This window comes from Bacillus sp. NPDC060175 (assembly GCF_042728695.1).
Lineage (GTDB): Bacteria > Bacillota > Bacilli > Bacillales > Bacillaceae_G > Bacillus_A.
In genome coordinates, this window is record NZ_JBHWYR010000004.1 from 149,420 (window position 1) to 165,308 (window position 15,889).

A 15,889-nucleotide genomic window follows, 5' to 3' on the forward strand; every position below is an offset into this window, starting at 1 on the left:
GATCCCTCCCAAAAACACATAACTGATACTTTTTACAGTACCAGAAGTTCTATATAATTCCTTTTATCATGTAACACATTAATAATCAAATACTAGAGAGGAGATGCATGATAATGAACAATGGTAGACGCATCGGACTTATGATGATTATTACAGGAGCTACCCTATGGGGATTATCTGGTCCCATGATTCAGTGGCTATTTCAACATACGAACGTATCATCAATTGATTTTTTAACAATTCGCCTGTTACTCGCAGGAATATTCATTTTGGCTTTCTTGCTTATTAAAAAACAAAACATATTTCACATTTGGAAACATCCTAAACACTTTATACAACTTATAATTTTCTCTATTCTTGGCATGCTTGGTGCGCAGTACGCTTTTATCGAAACAGTTCATATTAGTAATGCCGTAACGGCAACACTATTTCAATTTCTAGGTCCTGTTCTTATTACCATTTACGTTGCGTTTGAGCAAAAGAAATTCCCTGCTTCTATGCAAATACTCGCAATTATAACTGCTCTAACAGGGACATACTTTATTATTACAAACGGTCCAATTGAAAATATTGTTTTATCTAAAGCAGCTATTATTTTTGGACTATTAACAGCGATTGGTTTTGCGTTTTATACCCTTCATCCGGCTTCTCTTATTAAAGAATGCGGAACAACTATAGTAATTGGCTGGGGGATGTTAATTGGAGGGATTGCACTGCTTATTTGTAATCGTTCTTTTGGATGGAATCAGCTTTCGCAAACGTTCACACTTCAAACTTTTTCTATGCTTATTCTTATCATTACAAGTGGCACTCTTTCTTTCCTTCTTTATATCGGGAGTCTTAAATATTTAGCAGCAACAGAAACAAGTATTTTATCTAGCATTGAACCACTTGTAGCTGCCATCGTTTCAATCGCTTGGCTTAATGAATCTTTTGGAGCATATCAATTATTAGGCGGAGTATGTATCGTTCTTTCTGTTATTTTCTTAACAATGCCTCAAAAAGAGAAAGAACCAACCTTTTCAACTGAACAAATATAAAGTGAAACTTTAATCAGTGGGGAGGTTCCATCCCCCACTGATTATTAGCCCGCACCAATCGGGATAGAAAATGTCAAAAGAGGTCGTACAAAACTTACGACCTCTTTTTATGATTTAAAGGAATTGTCCCGCCTGCTAGCAAATACAATTACACTAACAATAAAAATTAGGAGTGTGGCACCATGAAAAAAATCGGAACTATGCTACTTTTCTCCTTCCTCATTACTGGCTGCGCACAAGTGCAGCCAGATTCAAATGTACCTAAAAAAGAAGTACTAGAAACGTCATCCTCTCAAATTAACGCACCTTCCTTTTTTCATCTTAGTGTTTTAAAAGATGTAAATTGGGAAGAAGCTCCATCATTCGTAGAAGGAAAAATACCGTTAAAAGGCATCGAAGGAAAAATCGCAATGGCTGATAGCTCTATTATCGCAAATGAACAAAATGAAATAATGTGGTTCTTTCTAGACCATGAAATGCCCACTGGAAAATTATCCATTATTGCGCTAAAACAAGGAACTGTAACTCCAACACCAGTACTCTTTCAAAAAGAAACTTCCAAACAAGGTTGGACTACTTCAAATACAATCGATTCTACTACAAACGAACTCCCTCTCACCGTGTCACTACCTTCATCTGGATTATGGGTATTAAATATATATGTGAATGAGAAATATTATGATCAGTTTGTAATCAATGCTACGTAAAGTAACAATAGTAAAACACTCCCTTACAACAATGGAATTTCTACATCACGTACTTCGATAGTTAGATTATCTCTCTTCTCCTATACATAAAGTAAGGAATGAGGCGAGGAGAGATAAAAAATGATAGAAGTGATCGTAGCAGTAACTGAGGTTTTAGTAAATGGTAAACAAGTTGCAATGGAATTAAACAAATAGTGAAGAAACATAAATAATTCTACACTTCTTCATTATTTTGATTTCTTATCTCAAAAAAAGCAGTGCCTTTTTTAGGCACTGCTTTTAACTATTAGTAACTTGGCATTTTCGTAATTTGCGCCACACCTGAATCAATGGCTGCTTTCGCTACTGCTTCTGCAACACTTGGAACAACTCTTTTATCTAATGGATTTGGAATTACATAATTCGCACTACGCTCTTCATCCGTAATTATGTTAGCGATCCCATATGCTGCCGCTAATTTCATCTCTTCTGTAATATCAGTCGCGCGCACATCTAATGCACCACGGAATATTCCAGGGAACGCTAATACATTATTTACTTGATTTGAATAATCAGAACGACCAGTTCCAACTACAACAGCTCCAGCTGCTAATGCATCTTCTGGGAATATTTCTGGAATTGGATTCGCCATTGCAAACACAATCGCTTTCTCATTCATCGTCTGTACAAGCTCTTTCGTTAATACGTTAGGAGCAGATACGCCAATAAAGATATCTGCCTGATGAATTGCTTCTTTTAACGTTCCACGTACGTAGTCTCGATTTGTCTTCTCTGAAACTTCGATTTGCGCTTCGTTCATCCACGTTTCACCTTCACAAACAATACCTTCTAAGCTAACTAACGTAATGTGCTTTGCCCCAGCTTTTAATAATAGTTTTCCAATTGCAATTCCTGCCGAACCCGCACCGTTAATAACAATTTTCACATTATCCATTTGTTTACTTACGACTTTTAGTGCATTAATAACAGCTGCCAAAACGACAATAGCTGTTCCATGTTGATCATCATGGAATACAGGAATATTCGTTTCTTCTTTTAATCTCTTTTCAATTTCAAAGCACCGTGGTGCTGCAATATCTTCTAAATTGATACCTGCAAATGTAGGCTCTAAATTTTTTACAAGGGTAACGATTTCATCTACATCCGTCGTCCCTAAACATAACGGAAAAGCATCTACATTCGCAAACTTCTTAAATAAAATACTTTTCCCTTCCATAACAGGCATAGCCGCTTTCGGTCCAATATTCCCTAAACCAAGTACTGCTGTTCCATCTGAAACAACTGCCACCATGTTCCCTCTTGCTGTATAGTCATAAGCTGTTTCCTCATCTGCTGCAATTGCTTTGCAAGACTCCGCTACCCCGGGTGTATAAGTCAGACTTAAATCATCCGCTGAATTCACTTCTACTTTACTTGTAATCTCAATTTTCCCTACTAACTTTTTATGTAATAACAATGATCTTTCATTAATTTGATTGTCTAACATACTTATAATCTCCCCTTAATTTGACAAGCTAGCTATACGAATATAGCTAGCTTGTTTTAATCATGAAAACATTTTTAATAAAATTGTCGCTGTTACGACCATTGCTGCCCCGCCTAAACGCGTTGAAATTTGCGCAAACGGCATTAATTCCATACGATTTGAAGCTGATAGAATAGCAACATCTCCAGTTCCACCTAAACCGCTATGACATCCAGTAACAATCGCTGATTCAACTGGATACATTTTCATCACTTTCCCTACAAGATAACCTGATGCTACCATTGTAAGAACAACCGATGCACAAACAACAACATACCCGACAGAAAGAACTGCTGCTACGTCTTTTAACGGAATATATAGCAATCCTAAACCGACCATTAATGGCCAAGTTAAATTCTTTGAAATAAATTTATATAAATGGAATGCTCCTTGCTCCATTTTTGCTGGCATTAGATTAAAGTACTTCACAATTGCCGCTGAAAAAATCATAATGATTGCTCCTGGAATACCGATAAAGTTAGAAGCAAACCCTCCGAAAATAAAGAATGTGCATGCAATCAATAACCCTGCTCCCATTAATGAGAAATCAATTGGTTTTTCTACGTTTTGCTCTTTTAATAACTCTGCTTGATTATCTGTTTTTACTAATACACCATTCCCACTAAGCTCAGGTCTCTTCTCCCCTAATCGTTTCATATAGCCTGCACTCACGATTGCGAACATATTTCCAATAATAGCCGCTGGAATAAGTTGTGACACGAATGTTGCTGATGATTCATTTAAAATATCACTGTACGCTAGTGATAATGGTAAAATCCCTTCCCCAATACCACCACTCACAATCGGTACGATGATAAAGAAGAAAGTTTTCTTCATTTCAAATCCAAATAGTGAACCGACTAGTAAGCCTACTGCTATAGAAGCTAACGTCCCTACTACTAATGGGATAAACATACGAACGAAACCTTGTACTAACACTTTACGGTTCATTCCTAAAATACTTCCAACTACTAAACAAGAAATATATAAATATAAAAAGTTCGATTTTTTCATTAACATAGTCGCAGCTTCCATTGAAGCTGGATTCATCCAGTTAAAAAATACAAGTAACGATGGAATAAATAATGAGAGAATTGCTGGACCACCGATATTTTTTAAAATTGGAATTCTCATCCCAATATCACCTAAGAAAATACCCATAATCATAATAACTGCAAATCCACCGATCATATCTGCTGGTAATTTATTATATACAGATGCTCCATAAATAATAGCAGCCAATACTACATATAACGGTAAAGGTATAACACCGATTTTAACATTCATAATTTTAGAGGCGAAAGACTCTCTTTGTACTTCATTTCCTTCAGATAATGATACCGCTTCCACGTTTTTTTGAATTCCCATATGGCACCCCCTTGTTTTCTTAATAACAATATTAAAACGCTTTCAATAGTAAAAATAGTTTTTGTAAGTTTTGTAATTGATTTTGTAATTAAAAAAAGTATAAGCGACTTATAATAAGTCGCTTATACGTAAAAACCTATTTTATTTTGGTCAACACATCTTAACTTACTCACAGGTCTTCCCACATGCTGATACACCATTTCGTTCTCTAATACTCCAATTTCAGTCAAAAACATTACATACTTCCGAATAGAAACCCTTGAAATTCCTACTAATTGTGCCATTTCATCTGTTGTAAACACTCGTCCATTCAGCGACTCGATTTTTTGCCAAATTAATTGCAACGTTTGCTTCGTTAATCCTTTCGGAAGCTCTTTAGTGACAGTAGGCTCTCTTTTTTCTTTTTGCAGAATTAGTGAATCTAATTCCAATTGACTAATGTTTTGTTGTTCTTTCATGAAAGTAAGTTTTTCTCGATATATAGTTAATGCCTCTTTAAATCGTTCAAATGTAAATGGTTTAATTAAATAATCTACAACCCCGTATTGTAATGCCTTTTTAATACTCACCATATCATGTACAGCTGAAATCATCATAATATCAATTTCTTTTTCTTGATTCCGAATATACATTAACAGCTCAAATCCATTCTCTTCAGGCATAAAAATATCAAGTAATACTAAATCTACTCGTGATCTCTCTAATACTTCTATCGCTGATTTTACCGAGTTAACTGCTTGAACAAGTTCAAACCCTCCTACTTGCTCTAAATAATGTGTATTTAACATTGCTACCATCGGGTCATCTTCTACAATTAAAACTTTAATCATATTTTCTTCTCATCCCTACCTTTAGGTATTTCAATTGTTATCGTTGTTCCCTCTCCTAACGATGAAGAAATGTGAATCTCTCCATTTATTCGCTGTATGCTTTCCTTTACAAGATACAAGCCATAACCGCGATTATCTCCCTTTGTGGAATAACCTTTTGTAAATACTGCATCAACCTCATCTTCTTGTATACCATTCCCCGTATCTTGCACTATAATTATTAATGTATTCTGATATTGCACCCCAATTTCAACTTGTTTCTTTTTGCAATGTATCACTGCCTCTAATGCATTATCTATTAAGTTCCCTACAATCGTAATAAGTTCATGAGTAATACTTTCATCATATATTTCCGGCAAGTAAGAATCTTCACTTATAATTAACTTTATATTTTTCTCCCTAGCATAGCTAAGTTTACCTAGTAAAAAACCAGCAAATACTGGACTTTTTATTCTTTTCATAACCCCACCAATTTCATATTGATGCTCTGATACCATGCCGCTTATATACTTTTGTAATTCTTCATATTGTTTCATATGTGTAAGCCCTAATACGACATGCATCTTATTCATAAACTCATGAGATTGTGCCCGTAATGCTTCCGCATATAGCCTAATACCAGTTAGTTCCTCTGCTAGTTTTCTAATCTCTGTTTTATCACGAAATGTTGCAATCGCGCCAACTATTTCTCCTTTTACATATAAAGGAACACGATTTGTGACAATCGTAATTCCGTAAATATTTTGTTCTTCGTTTAATTGTACCTCTCCCGTTTGCAACACTTCTTTTATACGCGAATTTGGCATATACAACTCAACATCTTTACCAATAAAATCTTCTTCCAGTCCACTTTTTTTAAATAGCCGTTTCGCTTCATTATTAATTAACGTTACTCTCGCCTCTTTATCTACAGCGATAATACCTTCCTTTACAGATTGTAACATCGTATTTCTTTCTTCAAGAATTTTCGCTATCCTGTGCGGCTCAAGACCGAATAAGCTTTTCTTTATATGCCTAGCTAGCAATATTGCTCCTATAATTCCGACTAGTACTCCAACCCCGACACCAATATAAATAATATGTCTACTTTCCTTAACTCTTTCTTTTACATTATCTGCTGAAATGCCGACAGCCACCGCTCCAATTTGTTCACCTGTTTCAGAAAATATTGGTACAAACACTCGCATTGAAATACCTAAAGTTCCTTCTGCTAACGATACATGTTCCTTCCCTTTCAATGCAGGTCCTTCATCTCCCCCAATAAAATGATGACCTATTTTTTGAGGATTTGGATGAGATTTTCTTATTCCATCCATATCCATAACTACAATAAATTGAACACCTGTATTTTTTAATATCCTATTTGTATACGTTTGGATTGTTGAAGTATCTGCTTTCCCAATCAAACCATTGATTACAACTGAATCATTCGCCACAATGTGTGCAATCGTTTTTGCTTTCTCTGCCTGACTATCCTCCGTTGCCCGTTCTACATTATGACTAATTAATATATCTGTCACAAGTAAAGAAAAAATTACAACTGTACAAACTAACAATGTAATCGTTTTCCATAAATTCCATAGTCTTTTTCTTTTTTTCATCCCGTTAATGACTCCCCTAATTGCTGAATAGAAAAATAAGTAAGGTGATATTATTTTCACCTTACTTATTTGCTGTTATTATACTTTAAATTTACTAGTCATTGCTTGTAGTTCTTCTGCCATCTCAGCTAAGTTTTGCGAAGCCGAACTAATTTCTTCCATCGAATTCACTTGTTCTTCTGTTGAAGCCGCAACACTTTGCATACTAGCTGTATTTTCTTCTGCCGCCGCTGCAATTTCATCAATAGCATTTGTCACTTCATTTGCATCTCCAGCGATTTTCTTCGTTGTTTCTACCATTTGATTAACTTGAGAAACAATATGAGTAGTAGAACTTGAAATTTCTGCAAAACTTACTTTCGTTTTGGTTACAACTTCTAAGCCCTGTTGAACTTCCACACTCACATTATCCATCGCCTTAACAGTATGTTCAATATCAGCCTTAATTTCTGCAATTAAATTTGCAATCTCTCCAGATGATTCTCCTGATTGCTCTGCTAATTTTCTAACTTCATCGGCTACAATAGCAAATCCTCGTCCCTGCTCACCTGCTCTTGCTGCCTCAATAGCCGCATTTAAAGCTAATAAGTTCGTTTGAGTAGCAATGTTTTGAATTGCTTCAGAAATAGCCCCTACTTGCTTTGATTTCTCATCAAGAAGTTTAATAATAGCATCTGACTGAGATACCGACCTAGAAATAGACTGCATTTGTTTTGCGGTTTGTTCAACTAAATCTTCTCCCTCTTCAGCTCTTTCTCGCGCATGTAATGAGGAAATAGAAATTGACTCCGCGCTTCCAGTTACATCTTGAATTGCTGTATTTACTTGTTGTAATGTAGCGGCGCCTTCTTCAACACCTTGGCTTTGTGATTCAGCCCCACCTGATACTTGTTCCATTGCAATTGTAATTTGATCTGTCGCATCATTCGCTTGCTGTACGCTCGCTGTTAACTCTTCTGCCGATGCTGCAACATGTTCTGCTGAAAAGCTAATTTGGGTAATCACATCTTGTAAAGACGTAGACATTTCATTAAATGAATTCCCTAATTTCCCTATATCATCCTTGGAATGGATTGTAATTGTTTCTGTTAAATCTCCCTTACTAATTTTATGTGCCGATTCTGCTATTTTTCGTAATGGCCTTGTAATAGAATTTGTAATGAAATAAATTAATACACTACCAAATGCAATAGCGATAGCTATGACAATCAAAGTCTTATAAAACACTGGACTGGCAGCTTGCATAATTTCTTCGTCAAACATAACTCCGACTATTTTCCATCCTGTTTTCTCATTTGTTGCAAAGATTAAATTCTTTTTATCATCTTGTTCTGTATAAGACACATTTCCTTGTTTGTCTTCATAAATTGGTTTAATCCAAGGATCAGTAACCTTTGAACCTGGCTTTCTAGACGGATGACTAACAATTTGCTTATTTTGATCTAAAATAACTGCATAGCCTTTTTCACCAATGTTAATCATTTTTGAAACCTTTAGGATGTTATCCAAATTCAAGTTAATGCCTATAACACCTTTACCATCTTTTACTTCTTTAGCAATTGTCACTACCATATTTTTTGTAGATGCTGATTGATACGGTGCAGTAACAATTACCTTTCCTTTATTTTCATGCGCTTCTTTATACCATGATCTATCTGTTGGATTATAGCCATCAGACATTTGAATAAATGGTTCTCTTATAAACTTCCCCGTCTGCGTTCCAATATAAATGCCTTCTACTTCTGGATGAAGCTTTATATATTGTGCTAACTTTGTTCTTACTATTTCTTCTTGTCCATTTGGATATGTATCCTCTGTTAAGATGTCTGCAAAGTACGTCGCATCAACAAATTTCTCTTCTATATTTTGAGAAATAACAGTATTTAAAACTGAAATATTCTCCTTTGCTTTATCTGTCATTTGATGTTCAAAATTTGTTTTGGCAGTTTGATATGAAACACCACCGATAATAAGTCCTGGTATAGTTAAAATAATAAAAAATGAAATGATTAATTTTTTCTTGATACTCATACATTTAACCCAGTTAAATATGTTTTGCATAATAATCCTCCTTTATGTAATAGAACACTTGTGTAATTTTATACAATCAACATATATAAAACAATATATAATGATAACATGTAATTTTTTCGTCAATTATGCATTTTTACATATCCACTTCTCCTAAACATTTTAATCATAAAAAATAAGAGAACTTTAGCATATATAATAAGCTAAAGTTCTCTTATTTCTTAACAGCTTCTCTTCAAAAAAAACTGCAAAACTTCTCTTACAATTCCTTAAATCTTTATCCTTCACCCTATAGCTATATAGTTCATGCTCTCCTTCCTAATTTATTTGGAGTTATTTATATAGCTAATTGCCTGACTCCCCATCTGCACCCATGCCTGTTCAAAGTTTCCTCTTGGCACTTTTACATCTAAGCTATCATCGAGGGGATCTCGAATATATACAGACTCCTTATCGTACCCAACAAGTACAACACAATGTTCATTATACGTAATAAAAACATCCCCACTATTTGTTTCCCATGTAGTAAATTCATCTTCATCTAAAGGAGCATATGTTGCATTCGTAATCATGACTACCGGTTGCCCTGCTTTTACACTCTTATACATTTCCTCTATACTCTTTCCTGTTAAATCCACAGCTTCATTCGGTAAATATTTTTTCGCTAATTGAAAAAGTGGTCCATGATATACACCGTATCCCGATTCAGAAAACGTATAAATGTTCCCAACAAATCCTTCATTCGGATTTCCTCTTACACCATCGTCTAAAAAATTAACTTTTTTTATTTCATTTGCTAATTTCATCTTATCTACTGAAACGCCTGCGTATTGTAACATCATCGCTAAGCTTGTCACTTCACAACCTCTATCTAGCTCTGGCAATTGCTGAATTAAAGGTACATTTGATAAGATGACCTTTTCATCGTTATTACTAAACTCCGTTCGTTTTCCGCTTTGTATATTGAAGAATGTTAACTTCTCTACATACTTTGTAATTCCATTTGTATATACACTCCATACTGCTATACTAAGTAAAGCTATACATATATACCACTTCAGTTTCCTTATCAATCTCACGCCCTTTTTAGTTCGTTAAATAAGAATAAAAAGCGTCAGCATCCGTTCGAATCATCGGTACAAAATTTAATTCTTTTCCTTTTTCAGGCTGATTTTTTTTTATTTTTTCTGTTAACTCTTGAATGTTCATATTCATTTTGTCCATATTTAGCTCATCTGCCATTTGTAGTACTTTTTGTTCATTAATTTCTCTTAATACTTGATATATATCTTTACCGTACAAATCAATATGATATTTTTTTGCTTCTTCCTGTACTTTTTGTTCGTACACTTCTTGCGCTAACTCTTCTATCTCTTTTCCTTTTTGTGAAATACCTAGCTTTCCTGCTTCTTCTCTTACTTTCGTTCCGTAGATTTCTTCTGCAATGTCTTCTATTTCTTTTCCATTTGTCGAAATATCTAATTTATCCGCTTCATCATTAATTTTAATCGTATTAATTTGAGTAATTAAATTCACAATCGATGTATTCTCTATAGATATGCCCAGCTTTAACGCTTCTTGCTTTACTTTTGTTTCATAGATTTCTTCTGAAAGAGTTCCAACATCTTTTCCTTCCGTCGAAATCCCTAACTGTTCTGCTTCTCTTCCTACTTCCGTTTCATGAATTTCTTTTTCTAGCGTAATTTGTTCTTTCCCTTCCGTTTCAATTCCTAATTTCTCTGCTTTCTCTTCTGTATTTATTGCATGGACCTTTCCATTGTTTAATTGCTCTTTACTGCGCTGCGCGTAATCTGTCTTTTCTTTTGGTGTTTCAAAAGGAGAGGCCCCCCCTAATATACTAAAACTCATTACTCCAATAGTGAATACCGTCATCATTTTCTTTTGCAAAATTAATTCCTCCCTCTTACACTTTCTTTTCCATCATTCCCATAATTTTTTTAATACTATACATACATCTCATCGCTGCTCGAGATAACATTATGATCGATAAAATACACTCACATACACCTCTATAATCGCTTCTTCATGTAACGAACTTTCTTTATGCAATACATAATATAAACAGTTCCTTAACTTTCCCTTAAAAAAGACGACCTTGTAAAAACAAGATCGTCTTCTCACTTATATTTTTTGGTTTTTAGGGAAAATCACTTCAAAACAGGTGCCCTCTCCCAATTTACTCTCTACTGATATTTTCCCGTAATGCTTTTCCACAATCCAATTCGCAATTGAAAGACCTAATCCCGCACCCTCTGATGTACTTCTTGCTTTATCGCCTTGATAAAAACGATCAAATAATTTTGGAATATCCTCTTCTGTAACTCCTATCCCATCATCTTTCACCTGTATACGAATCGAACTGTTCGTTTGCGTGCAATCGATTTGAATATGCCCGCCTTCATTCGTATACTTCATCGCATTATCTAGCAATATGACCATCATTTGATGGATTCTCTCTCTATCGCCCATAAACAATATGTCGTGTTCTACTTTTAATATCATCTCTTTTTCTTGATAAGAAGCAATTTCTTTATATGGATCTACTATTTCTTCTAACAATTTATCAAGTTTAAATGTTTTCTTATCCACCTCAATTTGATTAGAATCCGAACGTGCTAGCAATAATAAGTTGCTAACGAGTTTCGATAACCGTCTACATTCCTTTGAAATTGTAGAAATATCCATCGCCTTTTCTTCTATTGTTGCAGATGGCGACTGGAATAATACATCCGTTTTTGATTGAATAACTGCAAGTGGTGTTCTTAATTCATGTGATGCATCTGAAACGAACTGTTGCTGTTTCTCCCATGAATTTTGAATGGGTACGAGTGCTCTACCAGCTAGGAAAAAACCGATACCAATTGCACATAGACTTCCTATGCTACAGCCAATAACGAGAATTAAAAATAAAGTATTTAGCATCTCTTCTTCAGCTGTTGTATCACGTATGATTTGAACTATTTTTCCATCCTCTTGAAACGCAAACGCTCTAAAATATAGTCCTTGCACTTCAATATCTTGCAAAGATTCTAATTTTTTTGGAGAGAACTTTTCCAAATTCTCTTCAAAGATAGGACGAAACTCGCGGTTACCAACACCTATCTCCACTGTCTTTCCACTCCAAGTTAACTTTATTACCCTTGGATCTCCAATTTGAAGATATCCCCTAAATTTTTTAGGTGGTTTTTTATCATCCAAATTCGCTCTATGCTGAACCATTTTTTCTATGGATGTATCTACTTCATTATAAATACGCTTATATGTGTACGAATAAATAATACTCCCTAATACCCCAATTAATATAATAAATACTAATGAATTCAATATAGTCAAACGAATGCGTGTCTTTTGAAACATGCTTCCCTTTTTCATTGTTCTTTTAATATATATCCAATACCTCGAACGGTTTGAATATCTTTCTGATAACCGAATGGTTCTAATTTTTTACGTAAATGATGCACATACACTTCTACAATCGCTACTGTCGTATCTGAATCAAATCCCCAAACACGATCAAAAATTTGTTCACGCATTAAAATCTTTCCGCTATTTTGAATGAGATACTCTAAAAGTTCATACTGTTTTAATGTGAGCTTCATTGCTTGTCCATCTACTTGAACATCTTTATCTTTCCCGAACAATTCAATCCCCTTATAGCGAATGGTCTGCTGTGTTGTTAAACTACCACTTCTACGTAGTAAAGCACGAATTCTCGCCTTTAGTTCCGGTGCTTGAAACGGCTTAACGATATAGTCGTCTCCACCAAAATCCAATCCTTTCACCCGATCTTCCAAAGAATCTCTCGCTGTCAAAAACAGGACTGGCGTTTCAATCTTTTCATCACGTATTTTTTGAATCACTTCAAATCCATCCATTTCTGGCATCATGACATCAAGTAATATTGCATCATATATATTTTGTAATGCTAAAAATAAACCGTCTTCCCCATTCATTGCCGTGTCCACTTCAAATTCATCACGTAAAATTTGGACAATAGACTCTAATAAAGAAGCATTGTCTTCTACTACTAATAGGCGCATTAGCCGTTCACACCTTCCACAATATATTTCAATTCTCTTTTTCTTTTATTATTACATTACTTCTCATAATAGCAAAAGAAAGCAATCACATAATGCGCATACTTTCTTTTGCTATATAAGTGTTTGAATTGGATATGGTTTTAAGGCTTTATTATGAAAGCTATTTCTTAACTTCTCCTTAATAAAAGAATGAAAGAGATAAGTTTATCTCTTTCATTCTTTTACTACATATACCCTTTTACTCGGCAACTCCAAACAATTTAACTGACCACCATACACAGCACCGCCATCAATTCCTATAATACGATTACTACCAAAATATACTCCGCAATCATCATTACCATGAAGCGTTTTTGTTTCCGTATGTCCAAAGACAACAACCTTTTCACCACTATACTCGCTATGAAATTCATTACGTATCCACATTAAATTATATGGTTCACACTCAGAAACTCGTTTCATCGGCTCAACACCAGCATGTACAAATATATACTCTTCTGTTTCAATGTAATGATCTAATTCTTGAATAAACTTTACATGTTCTTCTAATACATGAGATTGTGAAATCGGCTTTTGGAAGTCTTCCTCATTAATCGCAATATCTTCTTCTAGGAATCCATAGCTATATAATGTTTTATCGCCACCATTTCTTTTTACCCAATGATTCCATGAACGTTCCTCATCTGTCGTTAACGCTTTAATCATCATATCTTCATGATTTCCCTTTAAAACGAAGGCTCCCTCTTCTTTTAACCTTTTCACCTTTTCAATGACAGCACGTGAATTTGAACCACGATCTACATAATCCCCAATTAATATTAGTTGATCCTGTTTTGCATCGTATTGAGTTTCTTCCAATAACTGTTCAAATTTTTCTATTTCTCCATGAATATCACTAATAACAAGTATTCTCTTCATTTCTTCCCCTTCTTTCTAAACCATTCTCTTTCTAATTATAGATTAAAACAACAGAAATTTCTGAATACTAATCCAAGATAGTATTTATTACAAATAAAACTATTATCCTTACAACAATGTAATCCCCTTGTCATCCAATTCGATAGTTGTAATTACTGCATTTCCTTATACTAAAAATAAGAAATGGAACAAAAAAAAGGAGAGATGAGATATGAAAAAAGTGATGGAAATTGTAGTAGCGGTGGCAGAGGTTTTCGTAAATGGTAAACAAGTTGCAATGGAATTAAACAAATAATGAGAAGGACAAAATTCATTCTAGACTCTTTACTCATATAAAAAAAGATAAGAGTTCATCATTTCTTTGATCCCTTATCTTCCTGTAAAGAAAGCCGTATCCTTCTTAAGGATACGGCTTTCTTTTATTTTTGACTTGTACGAGCTGAAATACTAATCGCTCTATCTGTTGCTTTTGCAGCTTCATCTAACGCTTCTTTACTATTCTTTCCGTCATACATTGCTTCTAATGCTTTTACAACTGCATCTCGTGATTCTGGGAATACACTAATTAATGCACCTTGAGTTGCTGGAGATTGCTTCGTCGCTTGTAATTGTTCTACTGTTACTTTTAGCTGTGGATATTTTTCATATTGCTCTTTTACTAACGGTTCATTATATGCATCTGGATTAATTGAGAAATATCCTGTTGCAGTATGCCATTTTGCTTGTACATCTGGTTTCGTTAAATATTTCATAAAGTCCCAAGCACCTTGCTGTGTTTCTTCTGAAACCATATTCGTCATCCATAATGATGCACCGCCAATGACAACACCATTTTGTTTCGAATCTTCTGGATATGGAATATACGAAACGCCTACATTAAACTTCGATGCATCAATTAAATCACGAACACCAGCTGAAGAATCTAAATACATAGCAACTTGTCCAGACTGGAACGCTGCACGAATATCATCCCAGCTTGCCCCATACTTTCCTAGTGCACCAGCTTTATTCAATTCATCTAACATCCCAAATACTTTTTGACCTTCTTTTCCGTTAAATACCGCTTTCGTTGCTGCATCTTTACGCCCATTCTCTTTATCTACATATAGACCGCCCTGTGTCGCTAATAATTCTTCAAAAAACCAACCATAGTTCAGCATAGAGAATCCATATTGTTTTACATTTCCACCTTCTTTAATCGTTAACTTTTTCGCCGCTTCTTTTAATTCCGCATATGTTTTCGGAGCTTTCTCTGGATCTAACCCGGCCTTTGCGAAAGCATCTTTATTATAAATTAATACTGGTGTAGATGAATTAAATGGCATAGAATACATTTTTCCATCAACTGAATAATAATTCGTAATTGCTTTTTCTAATTTTGATGTATCGTACTTATCTTTTTTAATCCAACTATCGATAGGCGTAATCTTTTTGCTATCAATCATATATTTCGTTGTAATTTCACTCGATTGAACAAGAGCTGGCGCTTCTTTCGTTGCAGACATCGTTTTAAACTTCGTTAAAGACTCTTCGTATGTTCCTTGAAACTCTGCCTTTATCTCATATTTATTCTGCGACTTATTATAGTCTGCAACAAGCTCATCTAGCACACCTTGTGTTTTTCCACCCATCGCATGCCAAAAGCGAATTACAGTTTTATCACCATTTTTTTCAACAGGGGCTACTTTTGCCTGTGCTTCAGATTTCCCCTCTGTTTTACTACTTGAACAAGCTGCTCCGGTTAATGCCACTGTGGCCGCCATTAAAAGAGCAGCACCTTTTTTCAATAAACTCATCTCAATCCCACC

13 protein-coding genes and 1 pseudogene are annotated in these 15,889 nt (G+C 34.8%); 2 read left to right on the forward strand and 12 right to left on the reverse strand.

All coding sequences use genetic code 11. The annotated features are described in order from the left end of the window. The first annotated feature begins 113 nt into the window (after positions 1–113). Both ACFWDE_RS03845 and ACFWDE_RS03850 read left to right on the forward strand, forming a co-directional pair. Positions 114–1,040, forward strand: a complete 927-nt coding sequence (locus ACFWDE_RS03845) for a DMT family transporter (RefSeq protein WP_377890188.1) — start codon at positions 114–116, stop codon at positions 1,038–1,040. Between the two features lie 182 nt (positions 1,041–1,222). Next, on the forward strand, positions 1,223–1,747 hold the full coding sequence (locus ACFWDE_RS03850) for a DUF4871 domain-containing protein (protein WP_377890190.1): 525 nt from the start codon (positions 1,223–1,225) through the stop codon (positions 1,745–1,747). A gap of 286 nt (positions 1,748–2,033) precedes the next feature. Here the strand turns inward: ACFWDE_RS03850 and ACFWDE_RS03855 are convergent, their stop codons facing one another. The 12 genes and pseudogenes from ACFWDE_RS03855 to ACFWDE_RS03905 form a co-directional block, all read right to left on the reverse strand. After that, positions 2,034–3,233, reverse strand: coding sequence for an NAD(P)-dependent malic enzyme (locus ACFWDE_RS03855; protein ID WP_377890192.1), 1,200 nt, complete (start codon positions 3,231–3,233; stop codon positions 2,034–2,036). A gap of 60 nt (positions 3,234–3,293) precedes the next feature. Continuing rightward, positions 3,294–4,640 carry a 2-hydroxycarboxylate transporter family protein gene (locus ACFWDE_RS03860; RefSeq protein WP_377890194.1) on the reverse strand — a complete coding sequence of 449 codons (1,347 nt, stop codon included), beginning with the start codon at positions 4,638–4,640 and terminating at the stop codon, positions 3,294–3,296. Between the two features lie 122 nt (positions 4,641–4,762). Then, the gene (locus tag ACFWDE_RS03865; RefSeq protein ID WP_377890196.1) at positions 4,763–5,470 is read right to left on the reverse strand and encodes a response regulator; all 708 of its coding nucleotides are present in this window, start codon (positions 5,468–5,470) and stop codon (positions 4,763–4,765) included. After that, positions 5,467–7,071 carry a sensor histidine kinase gene (locus ACFWDE_RS03870; RefSeq protein WP_377890198.1) on the reverse strand — a complete coding sequence of 535 codons (1,605 nt, stop codon included), beginning with the start codon at positions 7,069–7,071 and terminating at the stop codon, positions 5,467–5,469. The genes ACFWDE_RS03865 and ACFWDE_RS03870 overlap by 4 nt, the downstream gene beginning before the upstream one ends. A 78-nt stretch (positions 7,072–7,149) precedes the next feature. Continuing rightward, positions 7,150–8,097 carry a methyl-accepting chemotaxis protein gene (locus tag ACFWDE_RS30545; RefSeq protein WP_483861742.1) on the reverse strand — a complete coding sequence of 316 codons (948 nt, stop codon included), beginning with the start codon at positions 8,095–8,097 and terminating at the stop codon, positions 7,150–7,152. Beyond that, positions 8,089–9,132: pseudogene (locus ACFWDE_RS30550) on the reverse strand (HAMP domain-containing protein); the annotation flags it as partial. The gene ACFWDE_RS30545 and the pseudogene ACFWDE_RS30550, both read right to left, overlap by 9 nt. Positions 9,133–9,425: 293 nt before the next feature. After that, positions 9,426–10,175, reverse strand: a complete 750-nt coding sequence (locus ACFWDE_RS03880) for a C39 family peptidase (RefSeq protein ID WP_377890200.1) — start codon at positions 10,173–10,175, stop codon at positions 9,426–9,428. Between the two features lie 13 nt (positions 10,176–10,188). Continuing rightward, positions 10,189–11,010, reverse strand: coding sequence for a transporter (locus ACFWDE_RS03885; protein ID WP_377890202.1), 822 nt, complete (start codon positions 11,008–11,010; stop codon positions 10,189–10,191). A gap of 234 nt (positions 11,011–11,244) precedes the next feature. After that, positions 11,245–12,495 carry a sensor histidine kinase gene (locus ACFWDE_RS03890; RefSeq protein WP_377890204.1) on the reverse strand — a complete coding sequence of 417 codons (1,251 nt, stop codon included), beginning with the start codon at positions 12,493–12,495 and terminating at the stop codon, positions 11,245–11,247. Then, the gene (locus ACFWDE_RS03895) at positions 12,492–13,163 is read right to left on the reverse strand and encodes a response regulator transcription factor (RefSeq protein WP_377890207.1); all 672 of its coding nucleotides are present in this window, start codon (positions 13,161–13,163) and stop codon (positions 12,492–12,494) included. The genes ACFWDE_RS03890 and ACFWDE_RS03895 overlap by 4 nt, the downstream gene beginning before the upstream one ends. A 213-nt stretch (positions 13,164–13,376) precedes the next feature. After that, entirely contained in the window at positions 13,377–14,081 is a 705-nt protein-coding gene (locus ACFWDE_RS03900) for a metallophosphoesterase family protein (protein ID WP_377890209.1), read from the reverse strand. A 419-nt stretch (positions 14,082–14,500) separates the two neighbouring features. Beyond that, complete coding sequence (locus ACFWDE_RS03905) at positions 14,501–15,877, reverse strand: ABC transporter substrate-binding protein (protein ID WP_377890211.1); 1,377 nt, start codon at positions 15,875–15,877, stop codon at positions 14,501–14,503. Between the last annotated feature and the right edge of the window lie 12 nt (positions 15,878–15,889).

Excerpts from the sequence above, each read along its gene's own strand:
- ACFWDE_RS03845 (WP_377890188.1), top strand. The coding sequence starts at position 114 with ATGAACAATGGTAGACGCATCGGACTTATGATGATTATTACAGGAGCT.
- ACFWDE_RS03850 (WP_377890190.1), top strand. The coding sequence starts at position 1,223 with ATGAAAAAAATCGGAACTATGCTACTTTTCTCCTTCCTCATTACTGGC.
- ACFWDE_RS03855 (WP_377890192.1), bottom strand. The coding sequence starts at position 3,233 with ATGTTAGACAATCAAATTAATGAAAGATCATTGTTATTACATAAAAAG.
- ACFWDE_RS03860 (WP_377890194.1), bottom strand. The coding sequence starts at position 4,640 with ATGGGAATTCAAAAAAACGTGGAAGCGGTATCATTATCTGAAGGAAAT.
- ACFWDE_RS03865 (WP_377890196.1), bottom strand. The coding sequence starts at position 5,470 with ATGATTAAAGTTTTAATTGTAGAAGATGACCCGATGGTAGCAATGTTA.
- ACFWDE_RS03870 (WP_377890198.1), bottom strand. The coding sequence starts at position 7,071 with ATGAAAAAAAGAAAAAGACTATGGAATTTATGGAAAACGATTACATTG.
- ACFWDE_RS30545 (WP_483861742.1), bottom strand. The coding sequence starts at position 8,097 with ATGTCTACGTCTTTACAAGATGTGATTACCCAAATTAGCTTTTCAGCA.
- ACFWDE_RS03890 (WP_377890204.1), bottom strand. The coding sequence starts at position 12,495 with ATGAAAAAGGGAAGCATGTTTCAAAAGACACGCATTCGTTTGACTATA.
- ACFWDE_RS03895 (WP_377890207.1), bottom strand. The coding sequence starts at position 13,163 with ATGCGCCTATTAGTAGTAGAAGACAATGCTTCTTTATTAGAGTCTATT.
- ACFWDE_RS03900 (WP_377890209.1), bottom strand. The coding sequence starts at position 14,081 with ATGAAGAGAATACTTGTTATTAGTGATATTCATGGAGAAATAGAAAAA.
- ACFWDE_RS03905 (WP_377890211.1), bottom strand. The coding sequence starts at position 15,877 with ATGAGTTTATTGAAAAAAGGTGCTGCTCTTTTAATGGCGGCCACAGTG.